The sequence below is a fragment of the Flavobacterium niveum genome (assembly GCF_055231775.1).
The window spans coordinates 97,118-123,574 of the sequence record NZ_JBUYSX010000002.1; the positions used below are offsets into that span (position 1 = coordinate 97,118).

Below are 26,457 nucleotides of genomic sequence, written 5' to 3' on the forward strand. Positions count from 1 at the left end.
ATGAACATTTTACTACTTGGTTCCGGCGGAAGGGAACATGCACTGGCATGGAAAATGCTGCAAAGCCCACTGTGCGATACCCTTTTTGTAGCGCCCGGTAATGCCGGTACCGCAGCCATAGCTACTAACCTTGCTGTAAACCCGCTTAACTTTGCCGATGTAAAACAGGCAGTGCTTACTAATAACGTAAAATTAGTTGTGGTAGGCCCTGAAGACCCATTGGTAAAAGGTATCTACGACTTTTTTAAGAACGATGCCGAACTTGCCAATATTCCGGTTATAGGCCCGTCTCAGTACGGTGCACAACTGGAGGGCAGCAAGGAGTTCGCTAAAAAATTCCTTATAAAAAACAACATCCCTACGGCGGCCTATGACAGCTTTACTAAGGATACTGTGGAAGAAGGCTGTAAGTTCCTTGAAACGTTAAAAGCTCCTTACGTACTTAAAGCCGATGGCCTTGCCGCCGGTAAAGGCGTACTTATACTTGCCGACCTTGAGGAAGCCAAACAAGAGCTACGCAACATGCTTGTGGATGCAAAATTTGGTGATGCAAGTGCCAAGGTGGTTATAGAGGAGTTCCTGGACGGGATAGAACTCAGTGTTTTTGTACTTACCGATGGTGTAAATTATAAGCTGCTGCCTACCGCTAAAGACTATAAGCGTATAGGCGAGGGCGATACCGGCCTTAATACAGGTGGTATGGGCGCTGTAAGCCCGGTGCCGTTTGCCGATGCCGAGTTTATGGAGAAGATAGAAACCCGTATTGTAAAACCTACTATAGAGGGCCTTAAAGCCGATAATATAGACTACAAAGGGTTTGTGTTCATTGGGCTTATAAAAGTGGGTAACGACCCGTTTGTAATAGAGTACAACGTACGTATGGGCGACCCTGAAACCGAAGTGGTGATACCGAGGCTTAAGAGTGACCTTGTAGAGATATTTGTGGCTATGGGCCAGCAGAAGCTTGATGAAGTAGCTTTTGAAATAGATGAGCGCAGTGCTACAACCGTTATGCTGGTAAGCGGTGGCTATCCTGAAGATTATGAGAAAGGTAAAGTAATTACCGGCCTTGAAAACGTAGAAGGCAGTATAGCATTCCACGCGGGTACTACCCTGAAAGACGGCGAAGTAGTAACTGCCGGTGGCCGTGTAATAGCCGTAACATCATACGATAATGACTTTAGGGAAGCCATAAAAAAATCTTACCAAAATATAGCGAAACTACATTTTGATAAGATGTATTATAGGAAAGATATCGGCTTCGACCTGTAATTAAGACAGGAATGAGTGGGCCGTAGTATCCTGGTCGTCGTCGTTGTTAGCTTTAAATATGCTAAGCTGTTTTAGCCAGTAAACAAAAGCTACACAGCAAATGATGATGAATATAAAAGTGATGGTGTTTGCAGCCCACCAGCTTTTCAGTTCAAGCTTGCGTAAAAAGTCCAGCGGAATGAAAAGGAAGTCTGTAAACAGTGATCCAAGGCCTTCAAAAAATGCTCTCATTATGTTTGTAATGTATTATATTAATAAGTAACAGTCACAAAAGTATAAAATAACCGCATGCTGGCAAATATTTTTAGTAAAACAAGGCCTATAAATTACGTTTTGCTGGGCATTACCCTGGTTTTGTTCTATGGGTTGCTCCTGGTAAAGGACATGGCCTGGCTGAATGACCCCATTAAACTGGGCGAAAAAGCCGGTTTACTGCTGCTGCTTTGTGCATCGGTGTTGCTGGTGGGGTTTGTTACCCTGCGCAATAACCTGAGCAAAGCAAACAGCTATGCAGTGCTGTTGTTTATACTGTTCTATATACTGTTTCCTACTACGCTGGGCAATGGTAAAATCATAGTAGCAAACTTTTTCCTGTTACTGGCCCTACGTAGGCTTATATCATTACAATCGCTCATTTCGCCTAAAGAAAAAATATTTGATGCTGCCTTTTGGATATTGGCAGCATCAATTTTCCACTTTTGGTGTATTATTTACCTTGCTTTGGTGTTTGTGTCCATTGTTTTTCACGTGGCGCGAGACTATCGTAACTGGCTTATACCGTTTATAGCATTGGTAGCTGTAACCGTAATTTACGTTATGGTAGGGCTTATGATAGGGCACAACCTGTTTAGCCACCTGTTTGACGAAATGGTACCGGGTTTTGATTTTACCTATTTCGAAAACATATACCAGAATATAGCACTGTCACTCTATGCATCAATTGCGGCGCTACTGGTATTCCCTTATGTAACTTCTATAAGCAGCAAGCCGCTAAACATGCAGTCCAGCCACAAAAAGGTGTTGTATTCTTTCCTTATAGGGGTGGGTATTTATATCCTCAGCAGCCATAAGAACAACAGTATACTGATTTTCACGTTTGCGCCGCTGGCCATTATGGGAGCCAACTTTATTGAAAGCCAAAAAGTTACCTGGACACGTGAAGCAGTAGTATACAGTATAGTTGCTGTAGCGTTCTTTATCTTCTTTGCACAGATGTAAAAGCTAATGACGTGGTTTTTGCTTAGTACCCCTGAAACTAACAACCTGGATTTGTTTTTTCTTTAGATTGACTTTGTAAACCAGATAATTGTTCTTGTCAACAATTGCTTTATGGGCAGTTTTTAATCTGGATGATTTCGGAAAAAGCTCAGGATTTGAAACGATTTTTGATAATACATCTCGAATGTTATTTTCAAGATTAATTATCTCCCTCTGTGTCCAATTTTCTTCGAGATAACTTACAACTTTGGCAACTCCTTTTACTGAGTCATCAGTCCATAAAATTTTTAATGCCATTTATCAAAAATTTTCATGACTTCTTCATGGGGTACTAAATTGCCTTTGTCGGCCTCCACAATACCGGATTCTATTTCTGCAATTTCTTCCTCACTCAATTCATCAGCCCAGTCATATCCTTTTTTATACGATTTTAATAAAATCTCCAGTTTATCCATTAGGCTTTCGTCTACATTGGCTAATTCTTGTATAAAATGATATTTTCTTGCTGCTAAATCCATGATACATATCTTAATAAGAACAAATATACGAAAATGATTCAATCACAGTCGTTGCGCCCTATGGCTTTTCAAAACATAAATATTCTAAGAAAAAACTACAACTTAACCCCATATGCTAAATCCCCGGCATCGCCCAGCCCCGGTACTATATATTTCTTTTCGTTCAGGTGGCTGTCTACATCGGCTACCCACAGGTGGAAATGATCAGGGAGTGTTTTTTGCAAAAACTCAATTCCTTCAGGTGCGGCAATAACCACAGCTATATGTACCGCTGCTGGTTTCTCATTTTCCAGGAGCTTGTCGCAGGCCGCCTGTAAGCTCAGGCCTGTAGCCAGCATGGGGTCGGCAATAATTACAGTTTTGTTTTCCAGTGAGGGAGCTGCCTTGTATTCGGTTACAATATCGAAGTAATCGTCATTGTTAGGGTGGTGGCGGTAGGCAGAGATAAAACCATTCTCTGCATCATCAAAAAATGAAATAAGCCCCTCGTGAAGTGCCAGGCCGGCACGCAATACGCAGGTTACCACTATGCCGTGCTGTATCTTTTCGGTGTGCTTGCTGCCCAGTGGCGTAGTTACCTCATAGGGTTCATAATGCAACGATTTGCTTATCTCGTATGCCATGATTTCGCCTATGCGGTGCACGTTTTTGCGGAAGCGCATGCTGTCTTTCTGTGCCGAAACATCGCGCAGCTGGGACAGGAAATGCTTTAAAATACTGTTGCTTTCTGATAGAATATGAACCTGCATTTTGCGAAAAAATTTGTATTGGTGTTATAAAAGTATTAAAACTATATTTGTAAAAAAATAAAAAGTATGTTTTCAGCACTCGCATTCCCCGTTTTCGAGCAAAGTATAAAAGATTACCACCTGTACGACAGTGTGGAACAGCCTATTAATAACCCTTTCAGTAAAGACAAAATAGAGCATTTGCTATATGCAAAAAACTGGGTAGATACCGTGCAGTGGCATTATGAAGACATAGTACGCGACCCGAACATAGACCCGGTAGCTGCACTGGACCTGAAGCGTAAAATAGACGCCAGCAACCAGGTACGTACCGATATGGTAGAATACATAGACAGTTACTTCCTGGACAAGTATAAAGACGTGCAGCCTAAGGCTACTGCCAAGATAAACTCTGAAAGCCCGGCATGGGCCATAGACCGCCTTTCTATCCTGGCGCTTAAAATATACCACATGGCTGAGGAGGCTAACCGCCCTGATGCCTCACCGGAGCACCGTGCAAAATGCCAGGAAAAACTGGACATATTGCTGGAGCAGAAAAAAGATCTTAGCACTGCTATAGACGACCTGCTTACCGATATAGAAAATGGCGATAAGTACATGAAAGTGTACAAGCAGATGAAAATGTACAACGACGAGGAACTTAACCCTGTGTTGTACCAAGGTAAGAAGTAACGGACTTTTACATACAGTACCTCTCTGCTACAGGCAGGGAGGTACTAATATTTTGCCCCATCCAAAATAAACTAACATAAGACCGACCGCTTATGTCCCCCACTAAAAATAAACACTACAAACACCTGCTGGTATTGCGCTTTTCGGCAATGGGCGATGTTGCCATGACGGTACCTGTACTCCACGCGCTGGTACAGCAGCACGCTAACGTGCATGTTACGGTGGTATCGCGCAAAAACTTTAAACCGTTTTTCGATAGCATTCCGCATGTAAGCTTCTACCCGGCTGATTTTGGCAAGCACCACAAAGGATTCTTTGGGATTTTAAGGCTGTACAGGGAGCTGAAGGCATTACACATTTATGCCGTGGCCGACCTGCACAATGTGCTGAGATCTAAAATAATTGCAAGGCTTTTCGCCTGGAAGGGTAAAAAGACTGCGACAATAGATAAGCTGCGTGATGAGCAGAAAGCCCTTACGGCCGCTGCAAATAAAAAGTTTGAACCGCTACCGCGCATAGTATACCGCCATGCCGATGTATTTGCACAACTGGGTTTCCCTGTAAAGCTAGATGAAACGGCACTGCTGCCTAAACCGGCCCTGAATGATGAAATACAACAATACAGCGGCCCCAAAACAGGCTCATGGGTTGGTATAGCTCCTTTTGCCCAGCATGACGGCAAGGTATATCCTGCCGACCTGATGCAGGAAGTGATAGACACTTTAGCACAAAGGCCAGGCACTAAACTGTTCCTGTTTGGCGGAAGCCGTGATGAAGCCCATAAGCTTAAGAAAATGGCTGCCGGGCATGAAAATATTGTGGTAATAGCAGGTGGTAAACTCACCCTGAAACAGGAGCTACAAATAATAAGCAACCTTAACGTAATGATAAGCATGGATAGTGCCAACGGGCACATGGCTGCCATGTATGGTGTACCGGTTATTACACTGTGGGGAGCCACACACCCGTACTCGGGATTTGTACCGTATAACCAACCACTAAGCCATTCGCTAACAGCCGATAGGGAACATTACCCTATGTTGCCTACATCTGTGTATGGTAATAAGGTAGTACCCGGCTATGAAGATGCCATGCGCACCATAACACCACAAATGGTTATAAATAAAGTGGAGGAAGTCTTAAAGTCATAATGTCGAAAGTCGAAAGCCCTTAGGCTGAGTAGACTCAACAAATAAGAAAAGCCCGTGAAGATAACTCTCCACGGGCTTTTTAACTTTATGAGTTTAGACTTTACGACTCACTACACATCGTCAAAGTCTATATACAGTTCAGCCGATGTAGGATGTGCCTGGCAGGTAAGTATAAGGCCTTCGGCTATTTCGCCGTCGGTAAGTATGGCATTCTTTTTCATTTCCGCCGTTCCTGATTTTATGCGCGCCATACAGCTGCTGCATATACCACCCTGGCAAGAGTAAGGCGCGTCTACACCCTGTTTTAGTGCAGCATCAAGTACGGTGATTTCCTTCGGCATCAAGAACGTAGTTTCCTCATCGTCTACCAATACGGTAACCTTGGTTTGCCCGCTAAGGTCGGCCTCAATTTTCTTCTCGGCAATAGGGGTAGAGAATAACTCAAACTTAATATTCTTTTCCGGTACGTTGTGTTCCTTAAGCACATCGTTTATGGTAAGTATCATTTCTTCAGGCCCACACAGATAGAATTTAGAAAATTCTTTCTCTTTATGCTTGTTGTTCAGTACAAAGTTTACCGCTGCGCGTTCTATACGCCCGAAAAGCGATTCACCCGCATGGGCACGGCTATATACAAAATGCACAAAGAAGCGGCCCAGGTACTCTTCCTGTAGCTGTACCAGCTGGCTGTGGAAAATAGTGTCCTCGGGTGTCTTGTTGCCGTATACCAGCACAAAAGTACTTTCCGGCTCGTTTATAAGTACCGATTGCAGTATGCTCATAACCGGTGTAATACCGCTACCTGCTGCAAATGCGGCATAGTTACGTTGCCTGTCGGGTTTTGGTTCAAAGATAAATTTACCCTCCGGTATACCCACTTCCATAGTATCGCCTACGGCAAGTTTTTCATTGGCGAAAGCCGAGAAACCGCCTGTTTTTACAGCCTTAATGGCCACACGCAGTTCGCCGCTGCCCGGTGCCGAACATATAGAATATGCCTTACGCACTTCCTGTCCTTCGTAGTGGGTTTTAATATTAATGTATTGCCCTGCAGTAAAGTTGTACACATCTGCAAGGTTTTTGGGTATGCCAAAGGCTATAGAAACCGCGTGGGGGGTTTCCCTGCGGATGTCTTTTATTATAAGTGGATAAAATGTTGACATTATCTGTTCGTTGTTTGCTGCAAAAATACGCATTCCGCCACTGGAAATAAAATCTGGTAAAAAAATAATACCTAAGAATGTTATACATAAGATTTTTATGTATATGTTTGTAATACCAATATCAGCACATGAAAAACTCACAACTGTACAAAGGGAGCCTTACTACCATAATAATGAAGCTGCTGGAAGAAAACGGCCGCATGTATGGCTATGAAATTACCCAGAAAGTGAAACAGATAACCAAAGGCGAACTGAACATTACCGAAGGCGCACTGTACCCGGCACTGCACAAGCTGGAAGCCGATGGCGTGCTGGATGTAGAGGTAGAGCGCGTAGACAACCGCCTGCGGAAGTACTATAAACTTACCGAGCAGGGGCAGAAGGAAACCATAAACCGCCTTGCCGAACTGGAAGAGTTTATCCGCAATATGCAAACGCTGGTAAACCCGGCACCTAATCCTGACCTTCAGTTTTAATCAATCGACTTTTATATTATGCCAAAACTTACAAACCAACAAATCCATTTTATAGACAAATATCTTGAAAATATAGGGGTAGTTTATGAAGACATACGTTTTGAGATGACCGACCACGTTGCCACCGCGTTAGAGCATCAGGAAGGTGATTTTATGCAAAATTTTATAGATTTTATGTTGCAACACAAGGATGAGCTGCTACAGCAAAGCAATGCCTTTGCAAATCTTGCGGGTAAACGGGCTCTTAAACTTTTTGGACGTACGCTGATAAGCCCGTATATGCTTGCTGCCTTAGCGGCAATAGGTTTCGCATCATATAAGCTTTACGGTATTTATGGGCTCGAAATTGTAAAAGACGGCCTTCAGGTTGTGTTTTCTCTACTCTTTTTTGTGGCTGTTTTTCCGGCAGCTATTGCAGTGATTACAAAACGCAGAGGATATTCGGTAGCACATAAGGCTATAAATGGCCCCGGGCTTATGGTGTATATACTGTTGCTGGTTGTAAACCCGTTGCTAAAGCACGCAGAACCCTGGGTAGTGCTAAGTATGTTCTCTGTGTTTTTAGTATATGTATTGACTATGTATGTTACCCGCTACAGGCTTAACAGGCAATATAAGGCACGTTTTATAAACTAAAGGATGGCTAAACTTTCAGCATACGAGATAGAACAGCTATATAACTTTGTACAAAATAACGGTGTGCCGTATTACGACCTGCAAACAGAGTTGGTAGACCACCTGGCTAACGACATAGAAAGCCAATGGCAGTACAACCAAAACCCTGATTTTGACATCGCGCTAAGGGCTGCCTATAACAAGTTTGAAAGAAACGGTTTTACCGGGTTGGTGATTGCGCGAACCAAATCGCTTTTAAAGAAACATATGAGGTTTGTAAAGCAGTGCTTTATTTCATTCTTTACATTTCCAAAACTTATAGTTACTGTGGCGTTGTTCTTTTTGCTGCATAATATTTTTTTGATTGATACTGAAGTACCGCTTTTCCAGTTTTCAATGCTTGCAATACAGCTTGCCTGTGCTGTGAAGTTTAAATTTTCTAAAAAGTATTTTGAAAAACGGCTGCACCAAAAAGAAAGGGTATGGCTGCTGGAACAGCTTATATACAAGAGTACAACAATGCCAATTATACTGATATTTACCAGTATATCATTTTCCTTTACCGATAATTTTTACGGTCCTGGAGAAATAGCCCAGTGGATACTTTCGGGTGAGTTTACCCTTGTTTTGTTACACAATTATATTGTGCTTTTTGTTATTCCTGCTAAAGCCGATGCATATTTAAAAGAGACCTACCCCGAGTACGCTTTTGAAAATTAGCATCAAAATATGTAACTTTCGTAGTGCATAGTGTACTAATCTTTCAAAACCATCATTACACTATGTTTAAAAAATTCCTCTGGCTAGAATGGAAGGCCTTTACCCGCTCGGCTTCCTTTGGCACTAATATGGCTATAAAAATCATACTGGGCATAGTGGCTGCCATTTACAGCATTATGTTTTTGTTTATGAGTTTTGCGGCATATTATGGCATCCGCGAAGAAATGCACAAAGACCCGGTTACGGTAGTAAGCCGCTTCCTTATTTATTATTTCCTGGCCGATATGGTTATCCGTGCCTTGTTGCAAAAGGTGCCGGTGCTTAACACCCGTCCGCTACTGTCGTTGCCCATAAAGCGCAGTACCATCGTAAACTTTGTGCTGGGCAAATCATTCTTTTCGTTCTTTACAATAGTGCACCTGTTTATCATGGTGCCGTTTAACATTGCACTGCTTATTAATGGTAAAGACCCGCTGGGCGCTATATTCTGGTGGCTGGGGCTTTGGTTGCTGATATACATAAACAACCTGCTAAACCTGCTTATGAACGACAACGACTTTGTGTTCATAGGATTCCTTGGGTTACTTGCGGGGCTGGGTGCACTGCACTATTACGGCTATTTTGATATTACCCATTTTACAGGAGTGCTTTACAGTAGCCTATACACTACCTACTATGCCATACTGGTTCCGGTGGCGGCCTTTGCAGGCTTGTATTGGTACTGCCATAAATACTTTGGTAAAAAACTGTACCTGGATACCGGCCTTAAATCAAAATCAGAAATTGCAAGTGGTAAGGATTACACCTTCCTGAATCGCTTTGGCAAAATGGGCACGTTCCTTAAAAACGACCTTAGGCTTATACTGCGGAACAAGCGCAGTAAAGCTACAATGGTAATGAGTGGGCTGTTTATATTCTACGGGCTTATATTTTACACCGGGGCTATAGAAATTTATGACAATACCCCTATGAAAATGTTTGCTTCCATATTTGTAACCGGTGGTTTCATGTTTACCTTCGGGCAGTTCGTACCGAGTTGGGACAGTTCTTACTACCCGCTTATGATGAGCCAGAACATACCGTACAGCCAGTACATAGCCAGTAAGTGGTGGCTTATGGTTACGGCGGTGGCAGTAAGTACGCTGATTTGTTCGTTCTACCTGTACTTTGGGGTAGAGGTATACCTCATGATACTTTCGGGGGCTATATTTAATATAGGTGTAAACTCACTGTTGGTACTGCTGGGTGGTGCTTACGTAAAAACCCCGATAGATTTGGCCAGTGCCAAACAGGCTTTTGGCAACAAGCAGGCGTTTAACGTAAAGGTGATGCTTATATCATTACCAAAAATGCTGCTGCCTATGTTACTGTTCAGCCTTGGTAAGATACTAATAAGCCCGTTGGCCGGGTTTTTATTTGTAACCGCTGCGGGCCTGTTGGGGCTGGTATTCCGCAAGGCAGCCTTCAGGGGTATAGAGCGTATTTACAAATCAGAGAAGTACGACACAATAGCCGCGTACAAACAAAAAGACTAATTACTAAAGCAATACCGTCATTACAACCATGATACAGATTCAAGACCTTAAAAAAGCATATAACGGCACCGTGGTGCTAAACATACCCGGACTTACTATTAACAAAGGCGAAAGCTTTGGCCTTGTGGGCAATAACGGCGCCGGCAAAACCACGCTGTTCAGCCTGCTGCTCGACCTTATAGAGCCATCGGAGGGGCACGTAACCATAAACAATATACAGGTTAACAAAAGTGAGGACTGGAAGCCGCTTACGGCAGCCTTCCTGGACGAAAGCTTCCTTATAGGATACCTTACCCCTGAGGAGTACTTTTATTTTATAGGCGACCTTCGCGGGCAAAACAAAGCAACCGTAGATGCATTGCTGGCTAAGCATACCGATTTTTTCAATGATGAAATTTTAGGCAAAAAGAAATACCTGCGCGACCTGAGCAAGGGTAACCAGAAGAAGGTGGGTATTATAGCTACACTAATTGGCAACCCCGAACTGATAATTCTGGATGAGCCGTTTGCCAACCTGGACCCTACCACACAGTTCAGGCTGAAGAAAATCATCAGGGAACTGGCCGATGATAAGAACGTAACCATACTGGTAAGCAGCCACGACCTGGCACATACCACAGAGGTGAGCGACCGCATTGTAGCCATGCACAAAGGGCAGGTGGTAAAAGATATTTATACCTCAGACGAAACGCTGAAGGAACTGGAAGAATTTTTTGCAGTGTAACCTTCAGGAGTTTTTAATAATATATGTGTTCCCATAGCAGTTAGCTGTGGGGATTTTTGTTATTATATTTTGCTCTTTAAATCCATCATTCCGTGTAATATCCTATCAATGATTATTTCACTTCTTGAAACTTCGTAATAAAATATAATATGTTGGCCACACTTATACCCCAAGACATTTATTGATAAAACATCATACGATTTTCCGAGTTGAGGATTTTCAGCCAAATCAGCACAGGATATTAATATATGATTATAATATTTCTCAGCTTGATTTTCAGACCATTCACTAACCGTATAATCCCAAATATCAATTAAGTCGTCAAGTGCCTTATTAGAAAAACGATATTTAGCCATCTATTTATTTCTGGCTTTTAAAGATTCTAAAAACTTTTTAGGTTCAAAATCTTCAGCAACACCACTATCTCTACCTTCCTGTATTGCCTTCCTCAATGCTATAATCTTATTCTCTTCATCTTCAAGTAGACGAAGACCGGCGCGGACTACCTCGCTTGCATTATTAAACCTACCATTAGTTACGGTGCGTTCTATAAAATCTTCAAAGTGATTTCCTAACGATATTGACGTGTTCTTTCCCATAAAAACAAACTTTAATCTAAGTTACCAAAAAATGGTAACATATTATTTCTTTAGTGAATATTTTATTCTCACACCGCCTCAAACAATTTACCAGGTAATGGCCGTATCACTCCTTTCAGTTCCATAGTGAGCAATAACGACGACAACCTGAAAACCGGCATGTCACAATTCAGGGCAATGATGTCCAGCAGTTCCTTACCGTTCTTTTGCAAAAAGTCATACACCTTTTGCTCCTCGGGTTCCAGAGTAATAAAGAGTTGCTTTTGCACCGGGGCCAGCTTCTTTTCTTCCAGTTCCCAGTTCAGCATGTATATAATATCGGCAGCACCGGTAAGCAGGTTGGCACGCTGGGTTTTAATCAGTTCGTTACAACCCATACTGTACTTATCGGTAATACGCCCGGGTAGGGCAAATACATCGCGGTTGTAGTCGTTAGCCACATTGGCCGTAATAAGCGAACCGCCTTTTTCGGCACTCTCTATAATAATAGTAGCTTCACTAATGCCCGCCACAATACGGTTTCGCTTTACGAAGTTTTCACGGTCAGGGTTACTGCTACTCCAAAACTCCGTCATAAAACCACCGTTCTGTTCCATACGGGCCACGTATTTTTTATGTGGCTTGGGGTATACCTGGTTCAGGCCATGTGCCACAACACCTATGGTTTGCAGGCCAAGGTCCATCGCCACAAGGTGCGCATGTATGTCAACCCCGTAAGCAAAACCGCTAATAATAACCGGGTTTAACGGGCTAAGGTCTTCCAGCAGCTTACGGCAGAAATCGGCACCATAGGCAGTCATCTGGCGCGTGCCTACAATGCTCAGGGTTTTGCGTCCTTCAAGGTTTATATTGCCTGAAGTAAACAACAGCGCAGGGCCGTCTATACAATGTTTCAGCCGTTCGGGGTAATTGGCATCTTTGTAAAAACTGACATTGATATTGTTTGTCTCGATAAATCTCAGTTCGCTTTCAGCATGCTTAAAAGCGTCCTTATTTTGCAGGTTCCTGTACAGGACTTCACCCACACCTTCTATGGCTAAAAGCTGTTGTTTTTTCGCCCTGAAAACGGCTTCGGCGCTGCCCATGTGGTTTATCAGCTTTTTTGCCACAATATCGCCTACACCCTCTATCTTTAACAGGGCCAGGGTATTAAATAAATCGGGTTGGTTCATTAAAAAATATAATTAACAGCATTTCAGCCGCTTGCTCATTGTTAATAAAATTTGTGAATAAAATGTTGGTTAACCCCCTCAATGATTAATTTTGCTTTTATGAAGATAGAAAAACACATATCGGCCCTGCTGTACCGCTACCAGTGCGTAACCGTTCCCGGTTTCGGAGCTTTCCTTACCGAGATACTCCCTGCACAGCTTAATGCAGTATCGCATACTTTCTATCCTCCTAAAAAGGTGGTTTCGTTTAATGCGAATGTAAAAAATAATGACGGGCTTTTGGCCAATCACATCGCACAAACCGAAAAAATTTCATACGATGCCGCTGTGGCTGCCGTAGCCGAAACCGTAAAGCAGTGGAAACACAGCCTGAACAGCCTTGATGTACTGTTCCTTAAAAACATAGGACAAATAGGTCTGAATACTGAGGGTAACCTTGTATTTACTCCCGATACTCCTGTGAATTACCTTACCGATGCTTTCGGGCTAAGTACCGTAATTTCACCTGCAATTAAGCGTGAAGAGCTGAAAGCGGAAGTAGAAGCACTGGAAGAAAAAGCCCCAATCATCTTTACACCGGAACGTAAGCGCGATTATAGCTTTATAAAATATGCTGCAGTATTTGCACTGCTTATAGGCGGAGGCCTTTTTGGCTACAAAAATTATATCGACAGGCAGTCTGCTGCCGAAACACTGGCCGTGCACGATGCGGTTCAGGCAAAAGTAGAGCAACACATACAAAAGGCTACGTTTATTATAGAAAATCCGTTTCCGGCAGTATCACTTCCTGTAAAACAGGATGAAACTAAAGCTGAAGAAATTGCGATAAACCTGCCGTACCACGTTGTAGCCGGTGCTTTTAAGAGCGAGGCCAATATTGAAAAAGTTATGGCAGACCTTATAGGTAAGGGCTATAAGGCGCACAGGCTTGAGTTGAACAAAAACGGGCTGGTCCCTGTGGCCTATGGCAGTTTTGCTACCTATGCCGAAGCACAGCAATATGTTAATGAAATACACCAAAAGGGTGATAACGATGCCTGGATTTCTGTAAATAAGCAATAATCTGATAAAAAAGTTCCTCCCGATGCGGAGGATTTTTTTTGCCCGTTCGTTAACAGTATCTTTGCCCACAGAACAAATATTGCACGAAACATAATGCAGCCGAAACACCCCTTAGACTCAGTTTGTATAATGACCGACATCATATTGCCGGGCGAAACCAATCCACTAAACAATCTTTTTGGCGGTGAGCTACTGGCCCGTATGGACCGTTGCGGCAGTATAGCTGCCCGCAGGCACAGCGGCCGTATAGTAGTTACGGCATCGGTAAACCATGTGGCGTTTAACCATTCTATCCCACTGGGTAGTGTGGTAACTATTGAGGCTAAAGTGAGCCGTTCGTTCAGTTCCAGCATGGAGACCTATATAGATGTGTGGATTGAAGACCGTGTTAGCGGACTAAAGACAAAAGCAAACGAGGCCATATATACCTTTGTAGCGGTAGATGAATACGGAAGGCCGGTACCTGTGCCACCACTTGTGCCTGAAACCGACCTTGAAAAACAACGTTTTGAAGCTGCACTACGCCGCAAGCAACTGAGCCTGGTGCTGGCCGGTAAGATGAAACCAAACGATGCTACCGAATTAAAAGCACTCTTTACAGAATAATTAAAACGCCTCCTTATAAGAGGCGTTTTTTTTGTTACTATGTTTAAAACAAACCGTAATATTTTTCATAACAGATATAAATAGTTTCAAAAAAAATACAACAGGAAGCTATTTTGTGATAATCATTGTGTTAAAAAAAAGCAAAGTATTTTTTAGGTATTTTTATTTTCGAGAAAAATACACTTCTATTAACCTATTTTATGAAAAAAACATTACGCCTTGTTTATGGGGGGCTTCTGCTATTGTGCGGAGGTACCGCCTTTAGCCAAAGTTACCAGGCTATTCCTGTAACGGGATTCAATGAGGATGTTATTGCCAATGGTACGGGTGCCGCCAGTGCATCTACTACCACCTCGGTAGATAACTCCCAAAATGCCAGTGCAAACTTTGCATTCCACTCTTTAGATTTCCTTCTTACAGAGACCAGCACACCGGTTACTTACGGTTTGCCTTTGGATGGGTTGCTTACTAGCCCTAACCTTAGCGGCTTAACATTCAACATGATGCCGTATTCGGGCAACAACTCGTTGAGGCTGCCGAACCAAAACAGTTCGGGTACATTAACCCTTACAACTCCTGTAGCGCTTTCTACACTTTACCTTGCCGCATCTTCGGGTGATGGCAGTTCGGTAATCAGCGTACAGCTGAACTTTGCCGATGGTACGTCACAAACCGTAACCGGCCTTAACGTAACCAACTGGGATGATAATGCCCCTGTGGCTACCCCGGCACTGATTAATAACATTGGCCGCGTAAAGCGTACTTCCGGTGTTACCAACACAGGGCCTTTTAAGCTTTTCCAAATATCGGTACCTGTAGAGGCCGCTAACCAGTCAAAGCTTATTAACAGCGTTACCATTACAAAAACAGACACAGGCTCTGAGTCTAAAATTCCGAATATTTTTGCAGTATCGGGTAAAACAGTTGGCGCGTGTCCATCTATAGCTTCGGTATCGGCTTCACCTACAAGTGCTACTTCGGCTAACATAAGCTGGCTTGTAGAATCTTTCGGTACAGGCGCTACCAGTGCTACTTATACTGTAGAAGTATATACTGACAGTGCCTTTACAATTCCTGTTGGCACGCCAATAACAGGTATAACTGCTGCTCCACAGCTTGTAACCGGCCTTACTGCCGAAACAACCTATTACTACAGGGTTAAGGCTAACAACGGCACTTGCGACTCTGCTTATGTTTCAGGAAGCTTCTATACAGGATATTGTACCCCTACAGGGCTTGCATCCAGTACAAGCTACTGGCTTACTAACGTAGTTACCACAGGCGGCGCTACTAACATAAGTAACGCTACTGCTGCCGGTACTGCGGGTTATGCAAACTTCTCATCTACCCAGGCAGTATCACAAATACCGGGCAGCTCGTTTAACATTGCGTTAAGCACAAACACCGGTACACACTATTACTATGTTTGGATAGACTGGAATGGCGACATGGATTTCACCGATTCTGGTGAAGCGGTTGTGGCTACAACAAGTTATACAGCAGGCTACAACGGTACTATCAATATTCCGGGTACTCAAGCGGCAGGAAACTACCGTATGAGGGTAGCCAACAGTTTCTCTGGTGCAATCACCAATAGTTGCGGACCGGCTAATAATGGTGAGTTTGAAGACTACACAATTACCGTACTTCCTGCGCCTACCTGTTACTTCCCTACAGGCCTTGCAGCGACTTTTACATTTACCAGCAGCACATTTAGCTGGAGCGCACCTACATTAGGTACTGCCCCTGAAGGATATGAGTACGTACTTTCTACCACGGCAGGCGCCCCTACAGGCAGTGGTACTCCTATAACAGGAACATCATTTACTGCCGATACAACTATGGGTACTACATATTACCTGTATGTACGTTCAAACTGTGGCAGTGGAGATTACAGCTCTTGGGCGAGTGCTACCATTACACCTAACTACTGTATACCTACCACCACAAACACGCCGAGCCTTTACTATATAACTAACTTTGCTACAACAGGTGGTTATACTAACATAAGTAACGGCTCATCTTATGCTGCATATACTAACTACAGTGCTACGCAAATCGTAACCAAAGCTGCCGGTACTACCTTCAGCTATTCAGGTACAAAAAGCGGTACTACTACTACTGTAGATATTTGGGTAGACTGGAACCAGGACCTTGTGTTTGACCAGGCTACTGAACTTGTTGTAAACGGTGGCACAACTTCTCCGGGCAATACGGCATTCTCGGGTACTATAACCATACCTGCCGGTACCCCTCTTGGAAACTACCGTATGAGGGTAAGGTCAAGGTATTATACTTATACTTCTACTGCATGTGGTAACATAAGCTACGGTGATGCCGAAGACTATACCATAACAGTTGCTACACAGCCTGCTGATTGTACAACTCCGGATGCTCCTACTTTAGCAGCTTCAGATGTAACAGCTTCTGCTATTTCTGTAGCGGTAACTGCACCGGCTACTGCTCCTACCGGCTATGTTGTAATACGCAGTACTGCCGCTACACTTTCTGCTACGCCTGTAAACGGTACTACGTACACAGTAGGTACTGCATTTGGCGGTGGTACAGTAGTAGCTAACAGCCTTACTGCACCTACAGTTAGCGACTTTGTACCGGCTAACAGCCACTATTACTACTATGCATTTGCATACAACGATGGTGGTATCACTTGCTTTGGCCCTATATACAGTACAGTAGCTTCTACCGATGCTACCAGCTGTGCTATAGCTACGGTAAACTCAGGTGCCAGTAACATAGGTAACTACAGTGCTAACCTTAACTGGACATCTGTACTGGGTAACGGTGGCCTTACACCTACCTATACTGTAGAAGTATATACCGATGCTGCACTTACTGCACTTTTCGGCACTTACACTGCTACTACAAACAGTTATGCACTTAGCGGACTTACTTTAGGCGCTACGTACTACTACCGTGTTAAAGCTGAAACCACAGGTTGCGATAACGATGCATGGTCTTCTACACTTAGCTTTACAACTCAGAGCCAATACACTCCGCTTGATGCTACCGGTTATAGCGATGACGTTATAGCAAATGGTACCGGTATTGCTAACCTTAGCACTACTAATGCTGTTGACGGTGTCAGCAATGCTTACATAGCGCTTAACTATCAAAACACTGCTTCAGGTTCGGTTACTTCAGTAGGTCTTCCTGTAGACAGGAGGCTTACCAATTCTGGTATTACCGGCCTTACGTTCCTGCTTCAGGATTATAGCAACAACAACTCACTTAGGATACCTGCACAAAACGGTACAGGTACACTTACACTTACAAACCCTGTAAAACTTACTAACCTGTACCTTGCGGTAACTTCAGGTAGTGGGCCTTCTACTATTTCGGTTCAGGTTAATTTCCAGGATGGTACTAACCAGGCAGCTACTAGCTTCAGCCTTCTTGACTGGTATGCTAACGCTACTGCAGCCCAGCCTGCGCTGGTATCAGGCATAGGCCGTGCCAACAGGGCAAATGCTACCGGAAACGTAGAAACAGGTGCTTCAAAAGTATTCTATGTTACCCTTCCTATAACCACTGAAAACCAGAGCAAGCAAGTTGCTTCTATAACAGTGACCAAAACTTCTACAGGTACTACTGAGCCGGTGCCGCATGTATTTGCACTTTCGGGCCAGCTGGTTAACGAGTGTCCTGTGCTTAACACAGCCTTTACTACCGCTACGGCTACCGGAGCCAGTGTAAACTTTGGCCTTATGGCCGGTAGCGCCGCTGCTTCTTCATACAGCTATGAGGTATATACCGATGCTGCATTTACAACTCCGGTTGCAGGTTCGCCATTTACAACAACTACACTTTCACTTACTGTTAGCGGACTTAGCCCGTTAACTACATACTACTACCGTGCACAGGCTATAAACACTGCATGTACGTCATCTTACATTACAGGCAGTTTCACTACGCTGTGTACTACTCCTGATGCTCCTACGGCAGGTGACCAGACATTCTGCTCAGGTGCTACTGTGGCTAACCTTGTAGCTGCTGCTGCTACAGGCAACACACTTAAATGGTATGCTACTGCAGATGCTACTACTGCTCTTGCCAATACCACTGTACTTGCCAGCGGTGTGTACTTTGTATCTCAACTATCAGGTACTTGCGAAAGTACACGTACACCAGTGGTTGTTACAATAAACACTGTTGCTGCACCTACTGCTGATGCTGCACAAGCATTCTGCGGAAGCGCTACTGTGGCTGACCTTGACGTAACTCCTGCTGAGGGAGCTATAGTTATGTGGACTGCTACTGTGGGTGGTGAAGCGCTTGAAGATACTACCGCTCTTACTGCGGGTACATACTATGCAGTACAAACTGTAGCAGGCTGTACCAGTACAGCTACTGCGGTAACCGTTACTATCAATGCACTTCCTGATGCTCCTGTTGCCGAGGCACAGACATTCTGCGGAAGCGCTACAATAGCCGACCTTGATGTAACAGCTTCTGAAGGTGCTACACTTACATGGTATGCTACTGAAGGTGGTGAAGCTATTGAGGCTTCTACTGCCCTTGAAACTGCTACTTACTATGTTACTCAGACTGTAGGTGATTGTACAAGTGCTGTAGGTTCAGTTAGTGTTACTGTAACTGCACTTCCTGCTGCACCTACTGCCGATGCACAAACATTCTGCGGAAGCGGTACTGTTGCTGACCTTGATGTAACTGCCGCTGAAGGTGCTATCCTTACATGGTATGCTACCGAAGCTGGTGAAGCTATCGAAACTACTACTGCCCTTGAAACTGCTACTTACTACGTTACACAAACCGTTAACGGCTGTACAAGCACTTTAGGTTCGGTAAGTGTTACTGTTAATGCTATACCTGATGCTCCTACAGCTGATACACAAACTTTCTGTGGTGATGTTACTGTAGAAAACATAACTATTACTGCTACCGAAGGTGCTGTGATTACTTGGTATGCTACAGAAGGTGGTGAACCAATTGAGGCTAGTACTGCACTTGAAACTGCTACGTATTACGTTACACAAACTGTTAACGGCTGTACAAGTACTACTGCTGCCGTAAGCATCACTGTTACTGCTACACCGGATGCTCCTGTTGCAGAAGCTGACCAGAACTTTACAGAAGGCCAAACATTGGCTGACCTTGATGTAGCGTATGGTACAGGTACTGATGTTACCTGGTTTACACTGGATGGAGATGTGTATGTGGAAATTGATCCGTTTACAGCGCTTGTTGATGGTACTACGTACTATGTAGGCCAAAGCAATGGCAGCTGCGACAGCGCACTTACTGCTATTACAGTACACATTACAGCAGGTACCGATTCATTCGGAAACCAGTCACTTACTGTTTACCCTAACCCTGCCACTAACGTTATCAACGTTAAATCGGGTGCAGCAATAAGCCACCTTACGCTTATTAACCTCCTGGGTCAGACCGTTACTGAACAAACTGCTAACGGCACCGAAACCCAACTGAATATAGAAAGGCTTTCTACCGGAACTTATATCCTGCAAGTAACTGCCGGAAACAAAATCACCACTGTAAAAGTTGTGAAGCAATAGTTTAGGTAATTCAATAGTGTTAAAACGCCACCCTTAGGGGTGGCGTTTTTCATTTGCTAATATTCGAATTTATATACTGTATTGTAAACCTGTTTCAGTGGTTCTTCTCCTGCTTCGCCATAATCTTCTATCGTGTAGGTGCCACGGGTAGTTGTTATTGTAATGGTTGAAGTGGGCTGGTCTGAAATATTCCCTGCCGAATATTTTTTCTTTAATACAGATAGTTGGGTTTGGTTGAGTGCCAATTCCAGTTTTTGAATTTCAGTTTTAGGGATTGTATACGTTGTAGGCTTGAATTGCGGATCATAATATGCCCTTTTTCCTGAACCTGTATCTTTTTCAAAATCAATAACAGCATCTATCGTTGGGAAATTCTGGCTTTCCACACCAAAAGCGTCAAGGTGCGCCTTGAGTGTTAGCACCTTTTCTTTTTCAGGTTTGGCACAGCACATCAGGATAGGTACCGCCAAAAGAAGTGTAAAATTGGTTTTCATGGGAGGTTGGTTTTTACTATTTCTTATCAGGCGTAACTACTGCCATATTCTCATAATGCAGGTTAGCATTCATTTCAATGTCAAATTGTTTATACGAAAAGTCGATATGCGTAATCGTAGTACTTTGCTGCTGTAACGGGAAATCATTTTTAATATCATAGCTCATAGTGCCCTTACCGTTACCCTCTGCTATAATCCTGAAATTAGGGTCGGGCTGTTTCAGCTTGTACGTAATTACAATATCAAACTGGGCTATACCTTTCTTTATATCGGTAAGCGTATAGGCAGATATCATATCCATATCTACCGTATGCCCGGGTAGCGGGATACTCACGGTCGTGATAATCTGTTGGGTATCGCCAAGCTTAAAGGGCTTATCAGGAAACGTAGCCGGACTGATGGAAGCCTCCAGTATATCCAGCAGGTTTTTCTTGAGCTGTTTGTCAACATCCGGCGCTGCAACAGAATCAAGTTTCGGTTGGCCACCGGTTTCGGCGGTACCATATACCTTTACACCATTTGTAATGCCTTTTTTCGCGAAAGCATCCGGAAGTTTTACAACCGTAACCGTTAACGGCACCGACTTCCCGTCAAGCGATTTCCCGGTTTTGGTTTCTGTGGTAAAATCTATATTAGTAGCTTGTTCCGTAGGGTTTACCGCGCCCTGGTCTTTCAGTACCTGGAGTACATCCGGGTCAGCCTTATAGCGGATGGTATTGGTATGCTTTTGCAATGATGTTTGCCTGTATGTGGTCTCTGCCTTATATACCGGTTTTAGTGTCACCTCTTTTTTACCTTGTGCAAAAGCTACAGTGCCTACAAACAGCACCGGTACTATTATATTCTTAAAAGTCATTTACAAAATGTATTTTACAGCAAACGGATTTATACAAATAAAAGTATAAAAAAAGGCCACCCGTAGGCAGCCTCTTAGTATGTTTGTTTTGTTTATTTAATTGTTTAGCGCTTCTGCACCACCTACAATTTCAAGGATTTCGCCGGTAATGGCAGCCTGGCGGGCCTTGTTGTAAGTAAGTTTAAGCTGGTTACGCATAGCAGTAGCGTTATCTGTTGCTTTGTGCATGGCCGTCATACGGGCGCCGTGCTCTGAAGCAAATGAATCACGAACCGCTTTGTAAAGCTGCGTTTTAAGCGAAAGCGGTATAAGGCTCAGTACGATTTCTTCTTTAGATGGCTCAAAGATGTAGTCTACTTCGCTGTTGCTTTCGTCTGAAGTAGCTTCGGCAGGTACCAGTGGCAAAAACTGCTCAGTGATAATTACCTGAGTACCGGCATTCTTAAAGTGGTTGTATACAAGCTCTATTTTGTCGTACTCACCGGCTTTAAAACTGTCCATAAGCGACTGGGCTATACGGGCAGTGTTTTCAAAGGTAAGTGCATCATACAGGCTGCTTTGGTTTTCCACCACGTTAGCAAGTTTCTTCAACACGTCGTTACCTTTTTTGCCTATGGTAAGTACATCTACCTGCTTACCGGCATAAGTAACATCCTGAAGGTTTTTTACCTGCTTAATCACGTTAGTGTTAAACGCGCCGCAAAGACCCCTGTTAGAGGTTATGGCCACAATAAGGACTTTGTTTACCGGGCGTTGCTCGGCATACACACCTCCTGTATCACCCTCCAGCGTTGCGCTAAGGTTTTGCAATAGCTCGGTAAGCTTCTGGCTGTAAGGCCTCATAGCTGTAATAGCATCCTGTGCCTTTTTAAGCTTGGCAGCCGAAACCATTTTCATCGCGCTTGTAATTTGCATGGTCGATGAAACGGAAGCAATCCTGTTACGTATTTCCTTTAAGTTTGCCATTTTTAATTCTTTAATGAAACAATGTAGCAATGTATCAGTTGGTACATTACTACATTATTAAGTAGGTACATTAATATTTTGCAGCGATTTCAGCAGCAGCTTTCTCAAGCACGTCTGTAATCTCATCGGTAAATTTACCTGCTTTAAGCGCATCAAGGGTAGCCCTGTGTGAAGCGTTAAGATAAGCGATGAAGTCTTTTTCAAACTCCTTCACTTTGTTTACAGGTACAGTCTTAAGCAGGTTTTTAGAACCGGCATAGATAATAGCTACCTGGTCTTCTACAGTATAAGGGTCGTTTACGCTTTGTTTAAGGATTTCCACGTTACGCTTACCTTTTTCAATTACGTTCATAGTAACTGCGTCAAGGTCTGAACCGAATTTAGCAAATGCTTCAAGTTCGCGGTACTGGGCCTGGTCAAGCTTAAGTGTACCGGCAACTTTCTTCATCGACTTAATCTGTGCGTTACCACCTACACGCGATACCGAGATACCTACGTTAATAGCCGGACGTACACCCGAGTTGAACAGGTCAGACTCAAGGAATATCTGTCCGTCTGTAATCGAAATTACGTTAGTAGGGATGTATGCAGAAACGTCACCCGCCTGAGTTTCGATGATAGGAAGCGCAGTAAGCGATCCGCCACCTTTAACAATCGGTTTAAGTGATTCCGGAAGGTCGTTCATTTCTTTAGCAATGCTGTCGTCAGCAATAACTTTTGCAGCACGCTCCAGTAGCCTTGAGTGAAGGTAGAATACGTCACCAGGGTACGCCTCACGTCCCGGTGGACGACGAAGAAGAAGCGATACTTCACGGTAAGCAACAGCCTGCTTAGAAAGGTCATCATAGATGATAAGAGCCGGACGGCCTGTATCACGGAAGTACTCACCTATAGCAGCACCGGCCATTGGGGCATATACCTGCATTGGCGCAGGGTCTGATGCGTTAGCGGCAACGATGATGGTATAAGCAAGAGCACCTTTTTCTTCAAGGGTCTTAGCAATACCGGCTACTGTAGAAGCTTTTTGGCCTACAGCAACGTATATACAGAATACAGGCTTGCCTGCATCGTAAAATTCTTTTTGGTTAAGGATGGTGTCTATACACACGGTAGTTTTACCTGTCTGACGGTCACCAATCACAAGCTCACGCTGTCCACGGCCTACAGGGATCATGGCATCGATAGCTTTAATACCTGTTTGTAGCGGCTCGGTTACCGGCTGACGGTAGATAACACCCGGAGCTTTACGCTCAAGTGGCATCTCATAAAGGTCACCACCAATAGGGCCTTTACCATCAATAGGGTTACCAAGGGTATCTACCACACGGCCCAGCATTTGCTCACCTACTTTAAGCGAAGCAATACGGTTTTGCCTTTTTACAGTAGAACCTTCTGCAACACCGGTAGAAGAGCCAAGCAATACTACGCCCACATTGTCTTCTTCCAGGTTCAATACAATACCTTCTAACCCGCTTTCAAACTGTACAAGCTCACCATATTGAGCATTGCTAAGTCCGTAAACACGGGCAATACCGTCACCTACCTGAAGAACGGTTCCTACCTCTTCCAGTGTAGCACCCGATTCAAAACCGGACAATTGTTTCTTTAATATTGCTGAAATTTCAGCAGCTTTAATTTCTGCCATCGTATAATTAAGTTTAATTACCTGTTTTATGTACTACTTTAATAATAGCCTGTTGTTAATTGGCCAGTTCCCTTTTAAGGGTTAACAGCCTTGCAGCTATGCTGGCGTTATATTGCTTGTCGCCAAGCCTTATAATAAACCCGCCTATTATAGATGGGTCTACTATGTTTTTTATAGTAACCTGGCTGCTGGTAAATTCTTTTACCTTAGCCAGCACCTTAGCTTCCAGTTCCGCATCTATAGGGAAAGCCGTAGTTACCACAGCCGTTTCTATACCGCTGGCAGCATCAAACTGTACTTTATACTGTGCTGCAATAGCAGGCAGTATATCAAACCTTTTGTTTTCTGCTAAAAGCTGGAAAAGCGATTCGGTTACATTTTGCGCACCGGCAAATATTTCCTTAAGCGCATTGTATTTAGTATCACCTTTTACATTAGGGCTGTTCAAAAAGTTTGACAACTCTTTGCTTTCCTGTACGGCAGCAGTAATCTGCGCCATATCGGCAGCTACCGGGGCAGCGTTACCCTGTGTTTGTGCAAGGTCTAGTATTGCTTTCGCGTATCGTACTGCAGCTCTGCTCATACGGGTGAAATTAGTTTAGTTTTACTTCGTCAAGCATTTTTTCTACAAGGGTGTTTTGCGCCTCCTTGTTAGAAAGTTCTGTTTTAAGCAGTTTCTCTGCAATTTCTACCGAAAGGGCAGAAACCTGGCCTTTAAGCTCAGCCATTGCAGCGTTTTTCTCAGCAGCGATAGCCGCTTTAGCTGCCTCAGCAATTTTATCAGCCTGAGCCTGAGCCTCAGCTTTTGCATCGGCTATCATTTTCTCTTTTATCTCACGCGCCTCTTTCATAATCGCATCCCTTTCGGCACGCGCCTGGTTAAGTATGGCATCGTTCTCGGCTTTTAGCGTAGCCATTTCCTTGCGGGCAAGTTCTGCCGAAGCAATAGCATTAGCTATACCTTCTTCCCTGGCAGCAAGTGCAAGCAGGATAGGTTTCCATGCAAACTTAGCCAGCAGGAAAATGATTATCACAAGGATAATTGCCTGCCAGAAGAATAAACCGAACGAAAAATCATTGATTAACTTTTCCATATATCTTTATTATAAAATAGGTGTTGTCTTTTTTCTAATTAGTGGTAAAAATACTATCTGCAACCAACCGTTGCAGATAGCATCTTGTTTGTTTCTTAGTTTTTACCAAGGATTAGGGCACCGAAAGCAAGACCTTCAAGAAGTGCACCGATGATGATCATCGCAGTCTGGATTTTACCAGCAGCCTCAGGCTGACGGGCAATAGCATCCATTGCAGAACCACCGATTTTACCTAAACCAACACCAGCACCTATTACGATAAGGCCAGCTCCAACTAGACTTGGAATTTCCATGATATATAATTAATTAAATTAATGTTCTTAATTAGTTGTTTCAAAAATTAGATCACAGGGATCTCAGGATCCTCTACGTGATGGTCGTCATGGCCGTGTGCGTGGTCATGATGATGCTCATGCTCCTGTACTGCCATACCGATAAACAGTGAAGACAGCATGGTAAAGATGAATGCCTGAAGGAATGCCACAAGCAATTCTATTACCGAGATGAACAGTGTAAGCAGCATAGAAACTCCTATACTACCGCCGGTACCCAACTGCGCTTTACCTACATACACTATAGCGATAAGACCCATAACTACGGTGTGGCCCGCTGTAATGTTTGCAAAAAGACGGATAAGCAGTGAGAACGGCTTGGTAAACATACCCAGCACCTCAATTGGCGCAAGGATTATTTTCATTGGTACAGGTACGCCCGGCATCCAGAAGATGTGGCCCCAGTACTCTTTGTTAGCGCTGAATTGTGTAATAAGGAAGGTAAATATTGCAAGACATAATGTTACTGCAATGTTACCGGTAACGTTTATACCCAGTGGCGTAAGTCCAAGAAGGTTAAGCGTCCAGATAAGGAAAAACACGGTAAGCAGGAACGGCATAAATTTCTTATACTTTTCCTCACCAATGTTTGGCCTGGCTATTTCGTCCCTTACATAAAGCACAAGCGGCTCAAGCACACGGCTGAAACCTGTAGGTATAGTGTTGGGACCGCTTTTATAGGTTTTAGCAAGACGTGAAAACAGCAACAGCAGTAGTAGCGAAGTGAACAGTAGTGCCACTACGTTTTTGGTAATAGAAAAATCCATTGCCTGTGCTACTGTAGGATGCCCGTGGTGATCCGGTTTAAGGTCGCCAGCAGCATCAGTCTTATAAATTTTGTTGTGGTATAGCTTGTAGTAGCTGCCATCTACATTTGCCACGCTTTCGCCATGGTTAAATGCCGATGCCATAAAAAATTTCACACCGTTATCATAAAGGATAACAGGTAGCGGGAAACCGTATTGTTTTCCGGTTTCTTCATCTGAAAAGAAGATAAACTCATGAGAGTCCTGAAGGTGATGGGCAATGTGCTCGTCGATTTTTGCTTTTTCATCAACAGGGCCGGCAGCCTCGTGGCCTTCATGGGCCTCGTGTGTGGCTGGGGCTTCGGCATGTACAGCAACAGTATCGTGCTGGGCGTGCAACGTATCCTCAGTTGAATCAGCAGAAGAAATAAGGGGCAGAACCAGCAGCAGGGCCGCTATTGTGTTCTTGAGAGATTGTCCGGTAAACACCATCTTATTAACTATCTTAATTTTACAG

The 26,457-nt window shown here is 43.7% G+C and carries 28 protein-coding genes; 12 read left to right on the top strand and 16 right to left on the bottom strand.

Going from position 1 to position 26,457, the window contains the following annotated elements:
- The gene (purD, locus tag ACZIX4_RS05795) at positions 1-1,272 is read left to right on the top strand and encodes a phosphoribosylamine--glycine ligase (protein ID WP_463334666.1); all 1,272 of its coding nucleotides are present in this window, start codon (positions 1-3) and stop codon (positions 1,270-1,272) included.
- Here the strand turns inward: purD and ACZIX4_RS05800 are convergent, their stop codons facing one another.
- A complete protein-coding gene (locus ACZIX4_RS05800) occupies positions 1,273-1,503 on the bottom strand; it encodes a DUF6341 family protein (RefSeq protein WP_463334667.1) in 231 nt (76 codons plus the stop codon).
- A gap of 57 nt (positions 1,504-1,560) precedes the next feature.
- On the opposite strand from ACZIX4_RS05800, the gene ACZIX4_RS05805 reads away from it, so the two are divergent.
- Positions 1,561-2,490 (top strand): DUF6427 family protein, encoded by a 930-nt coding sequence (locus tag ACZIX4_RS05805; protein WP_463334668.1) that lies wholly within the window; start codon positions 1,561-1,563, stop codon positions 2,488-2,490.
- Between the two features lie 3 nt (positions 2,491-2,493).
- Here ACZIX4_RS05805 and ACZIX4_RS05810 read toward each other — a convergent pair whose 3' ends face one another.
- The 3 genes from ACZIX4_RS05810 to upp form a co-directional block, all read right to left on the bottom strand.
- A complete protein-coding gene (locus ACZIX4_RS05810) occupies positions 2,494-2,787 on the bottom strand; it encodes a type II toxin-antitoxin system RelE/ParE family toxin (protein WP_463334669.1) in 294 nt (97 codons plus the stop codon).
- On the bottom strand, positions 2,778-3,008 hold the full coding sequence (locus ACZIX4_RS05815; protein ID WP_463334670.1) for a hypothetical protein: 231 nt from the start codon (positions 3,006-3,008) through the stop codon (positions 2,778-2,780). The genes ACZIX4_RS05810 and ACZIX4_RS05815 overlap by 10 nt, the downstream gene beginning before the upstream one ends.
- A 95-nt stretch (positions 3,009-3,103) precedes the next feature.
- Entirely contained in the window at positions 3,104-3,757 is a 654-nt protein-coding gene (gene upp, locus ACZIX4_RS05820) for a uracil phosphoribosyltransferase (RefSeq protein ID WP_463334671.1), read from the bottom strand.
- Positions 3,758-3,823: 66 nt separating this feature from the next.
- Here upp and ACZIX4_RS05825 point away from each other — a divergent pair, with 66 nt between their 5' ends.
- Together ACZIX4_RS05825 and ACZIX4_RS05830 are read left to right on the top strand one after the other, a co-directional pair.
- Positions 3,824-4,429 carry a DUF4254 domain-containing protein gene (locus ACZIX4_RS05825; protein WP_463334672.1) on the top strand — a complete coding sequence of 202 codons (606 nt, stop codon included), beginning with the start codon at positions 3,824-3,826 and terminating at the stop codon, positions 4,427-4,429.
- Positions 4,430-4,521: 92 nt separating this feature from the next.
- On the top strand, positions 4,522-5,580 hold the full coding sequence (locus ACZIX4_RS05830; protein ID WP_463334673.1) for a glycosyltransferase family 9 protein: 1,059 nt from the start codon (positions 4,522-4,524) through the stop codon (positions 5,578-5,580).
- Positions 5,581-5,690: 110 nt separating this feature from the next.
- On the opposite strand, the gene ACZIX4_RS05835 is transcribed toward ACZIX4_RS05830, so the two are convergent.
- The gene (locus ACZIX4_RS05835; RefSeq protein ID WP_463334674.1) at positions 5,691-6,743 is read right to left on the bottom strand and encodes a 2Fe-2S iron-sulfur cluster-binding protein; all 1,053 of its coding nucleotides are present in this window, start codon (positions 6,741-6,743) and stop codon (positions 5,691-5,693) included.
- Between the two features lie 128 nt (positions 6,744-6,871).
- Here ACZIX4_RS05835 and ACZIX4_RS05840 point away from each other — a divergent pair, with 128 nt between their 5' ends.
- The 5 genes from ACZIX4_RS05840 to ACZIX4_RS05860 all read left to right on the top strand — a co-directional run bounded on the left by ACZIX4_RS05840 (position 6,872) and on the right by ACZIX4_RS05860 (position 10,813).
- Positions 6,872-7,219: a PadR family transcriptional regulator gene (locus ACZIX4_RS05840; RefSeq protein ID WP_463334675.1), complete on the top strand. Its 348-nt coding sequence runs from the start codon at positions 6,872-6,874 to the stop codon at positions 7,217-7,219.
- A gap of 18 nt (positions 7,220-7,237) precedes the next feature.
- Positions 7,238-7,855 (top strand): hypothetical protein, encoded by a 618-nt coding sequence (locus ACZIX4_RS05845; protein WP_463334676.1) that lies wholly within the window; start codon positions 7,238-7,240, stop codon positions 7,853-7,855.
- Between the two features lie 3 nt (positions 7,856-7,858).
- Entirely contained in the window at positions 7,859-8,554 is a 696-nt protein-coding gene (locus ACZIX4_RS05850; protein WP_463334677.1) for a hypothetical protein, read from the top strand.
- Between the two features lie 62 nt (positions 8,555-8,616).
- Complete coding sequence (locus ACZIX4_RS05855; RefSeq protein ID WP_463334678.1) at positions 8,617-10,089, top strand: DUF5687 family protein; 1,473 nt, start codon at positions 8,617-8,619, stop codon at positions 10,087-10,089.
- Between the two features lie 28 nt (positions 10,090-10,117).
- A complete protein-coding gene (locus ACZIX4_RS05860) occupies positions 10,118-10,813 on the top strand; it encodes an ABC transporter ATP-binding protein (protein WP_463334679.1) in 696 nt (231 codons plus the stop codon).
- Between the two features lie 62 nt (positions 10,814-10,875).
- On the opposite strand, the gene ACZIX4_RS05865 is transcribed toward ACZIX4_RS05860, so the two are convergent.
- The 3 genes from ACZIX4_RS05865 to dprA all read right to left on the bottom strand — a co-directional run bounded on the left by ACZIX4_RS05865 (position 10,876) and on the right by dprA (position 12,584).
- Positions 10,876-11,169 (bottom strand): type II toxin-antitoxin system RelE/ParE family toxin, encoded by a 294-nt coding sequence (locus ACZIX4_RS05865; RefSeq protein WP_463334680.1) that lies wholly within the window; start codon positions 11,167-11,169, stop codon positions 10,876-10,878.
- Positions 11,170-11,412 carry a type II toxin-antitoxin system ParD family antitoxin gene (locus ACZIX4_RS05870; RefSeq protein ID WP_463334681.1) on the bottom strand — a complete coding sequence of 81 codons (243 nt, stop codon included), beginning with the start codon at positions 11,410-11,412 and terminating at the stop codon, positions 11,170-11,172.
- Between the two features lie 68 nt (positions 11,413-11,480).
- Entirely contained in the window at positions 11,481-12,584 is a 1,104-nt protein-coding gene (dprA, locus tag ACZIX4_RS05875; protein ID WP_463334682.1) for a DNA-processing protein DprA, read from the bottom strand.
- Positions 12,585-12,683: 99 nt separating this feature from the next.
- Here dprA and ACZIX4_RS05880 point away from each other — a divergent pair, with 99 nt between their 5' ends.
- From ACZIX4_RS05880 to ACZIX4_RS05890, 3 genes are all read left to right on the top strand, one after another.
- Entirely contained in the window at positions 12,684-13,646 is a 963-nt protein-coding gene (locus tag ACZIX4_RS05880; protein WP_463334683.1) for an HU domain-containing protein, read from the top strand.
- 93 nt (positions 13,647-13,739) lie between these two features.
- Positions 13,740-14,252: an acyl-CoA thioesterase gene (locus ACZIX4_RS05885; protein WP_463334684.1), complete on the top strand. Its 513-nt coding sequence runs from the start codon at positions 13,740-13,742 to the stop codon at positions 14,250-14,252.
- 200 nt (positions 14,253-14,452) lie between these two features.
- Positions 14,453-19,807: a T9SS type A sorting domain-containing protein gene (locus ACZIX4_RS05890; RefSeq protein WP_463334685.1), complete on the top strand. Its 5,355-nt coding sequence runs from the start codon at positions 14,453-14,455 to the stop codon at positions 19,805-19,807.
- A 56-nt stretch (positions 19,808-19,863) separates the two neighbouring features.
- On the opposite strand, the gene ACZIX4_RS05895 is transcribed toward ACZIX4_RS05890, so the two are convergent.
- The 8 genes from ACZIX4_RS05895 to atpB form a co-directional block, all read right to left on the bottom strand.
- Positions 19,864-20,301 carry a DUF6438 domain-containing protein gene (locus tag ACZIX4_RS05895; protein ID WP_463334686.1) on the bottom strand — a complete coding sequence of 146 codons (438 nt, stop codon included), beginning with the start codon at positions 20,299-20,301 and terminating at the stop codon, positions 19,864-19,866.
- A 16-nt stretch (positions 20,302-20,317) separates the two neighbouring features.
- Positions 20,318-21,157, bottom strand: coding sequence for a hypothetical protein (locus ACZIX4_RS05900; RefSeq protein ID WP_463334687.1), 840 nt, complete (start codon positions 21,155-21,157; stop codon positions 20,318-20,320).
- Positions 21,158-21,253: 96 nt separating this feature from the next.
- Positions 21,254-22,123, bottom strand: coding sequence for an ATP synthase F1 subunit gamma (gene atpG / locus ACZIX4_RS05905; RefSeq protein ID WP_463334688.1), 870 nt, complete (start codon positions 22,121-22,123; stop codon positions 21,254-21,256).
- Positions 22,124-22,193: 70 nt separating this feature from the next.
- Positions 22,194-23,768: a F0F1 ATP synthase subunit alpha gene (gene atpA / locus ACZIX4_RS05910; RefSeq protein WP_463334689.1), complete on the bottom strand. Its 1,575-nt coding sequence runs from the start codon at positions 23,766-23,768 to the stop codon at positions 22,194-22,196.
- Positions 23,769-23,823: 55 nt separating this feature from the next.
- Positions 23,824-24,351 (bottom strand): ATP synthase F1 subunit delta, encoded by a 528-nt coding sequence (atpH, locus tag ACZIX4_RS05915; RefSeq protein ID WP_463334690.1) that lies wholly within the window; start codon positions 24,349-24,351, stop codon positions 23,824-23,826.
- 10 nt (positions 24,352-24,361) lie between these two features.
- Complete coding sequence (locus tag ACZIX4_RS05920; protein ID WP_463334691.1) at positions 24,362-24,862, bottom strand: F0F1 ATP synthase subunit B; 501 nt, start codon at positions 24,860-24,862, stop codon at positions 24,362-24,364.
- A gap of 95 nt (positions 24,863-24,957) precedes the next feature.
- On the bottom strand, positions 24,958-25,155 hold the full coding sequence (locus ACZIX4_RS05925; protein WP_463334692.1) for an ATP synthase F0 subunit C: 198 nt from the start codon (positions 25,153-25,155) through the stop codon (positions 24,958-24,960).
- A gap of 47 nt (positions 25,156-25,202) precedes the next feature.
- Complete coding sequence (atpB, locus tag ACZIX4_RS05930; RefSeq protein WP_463334693.1) at positions 25,203-26,432, bottom strand: F0F1 ATP synthase subunit A; 1,230 nt, start codon at positions 26,430-26,432, stop codon at positions 25,203-25,205.
- Positions 26,433-26,457: the final 25 nt, after the last annotated feature.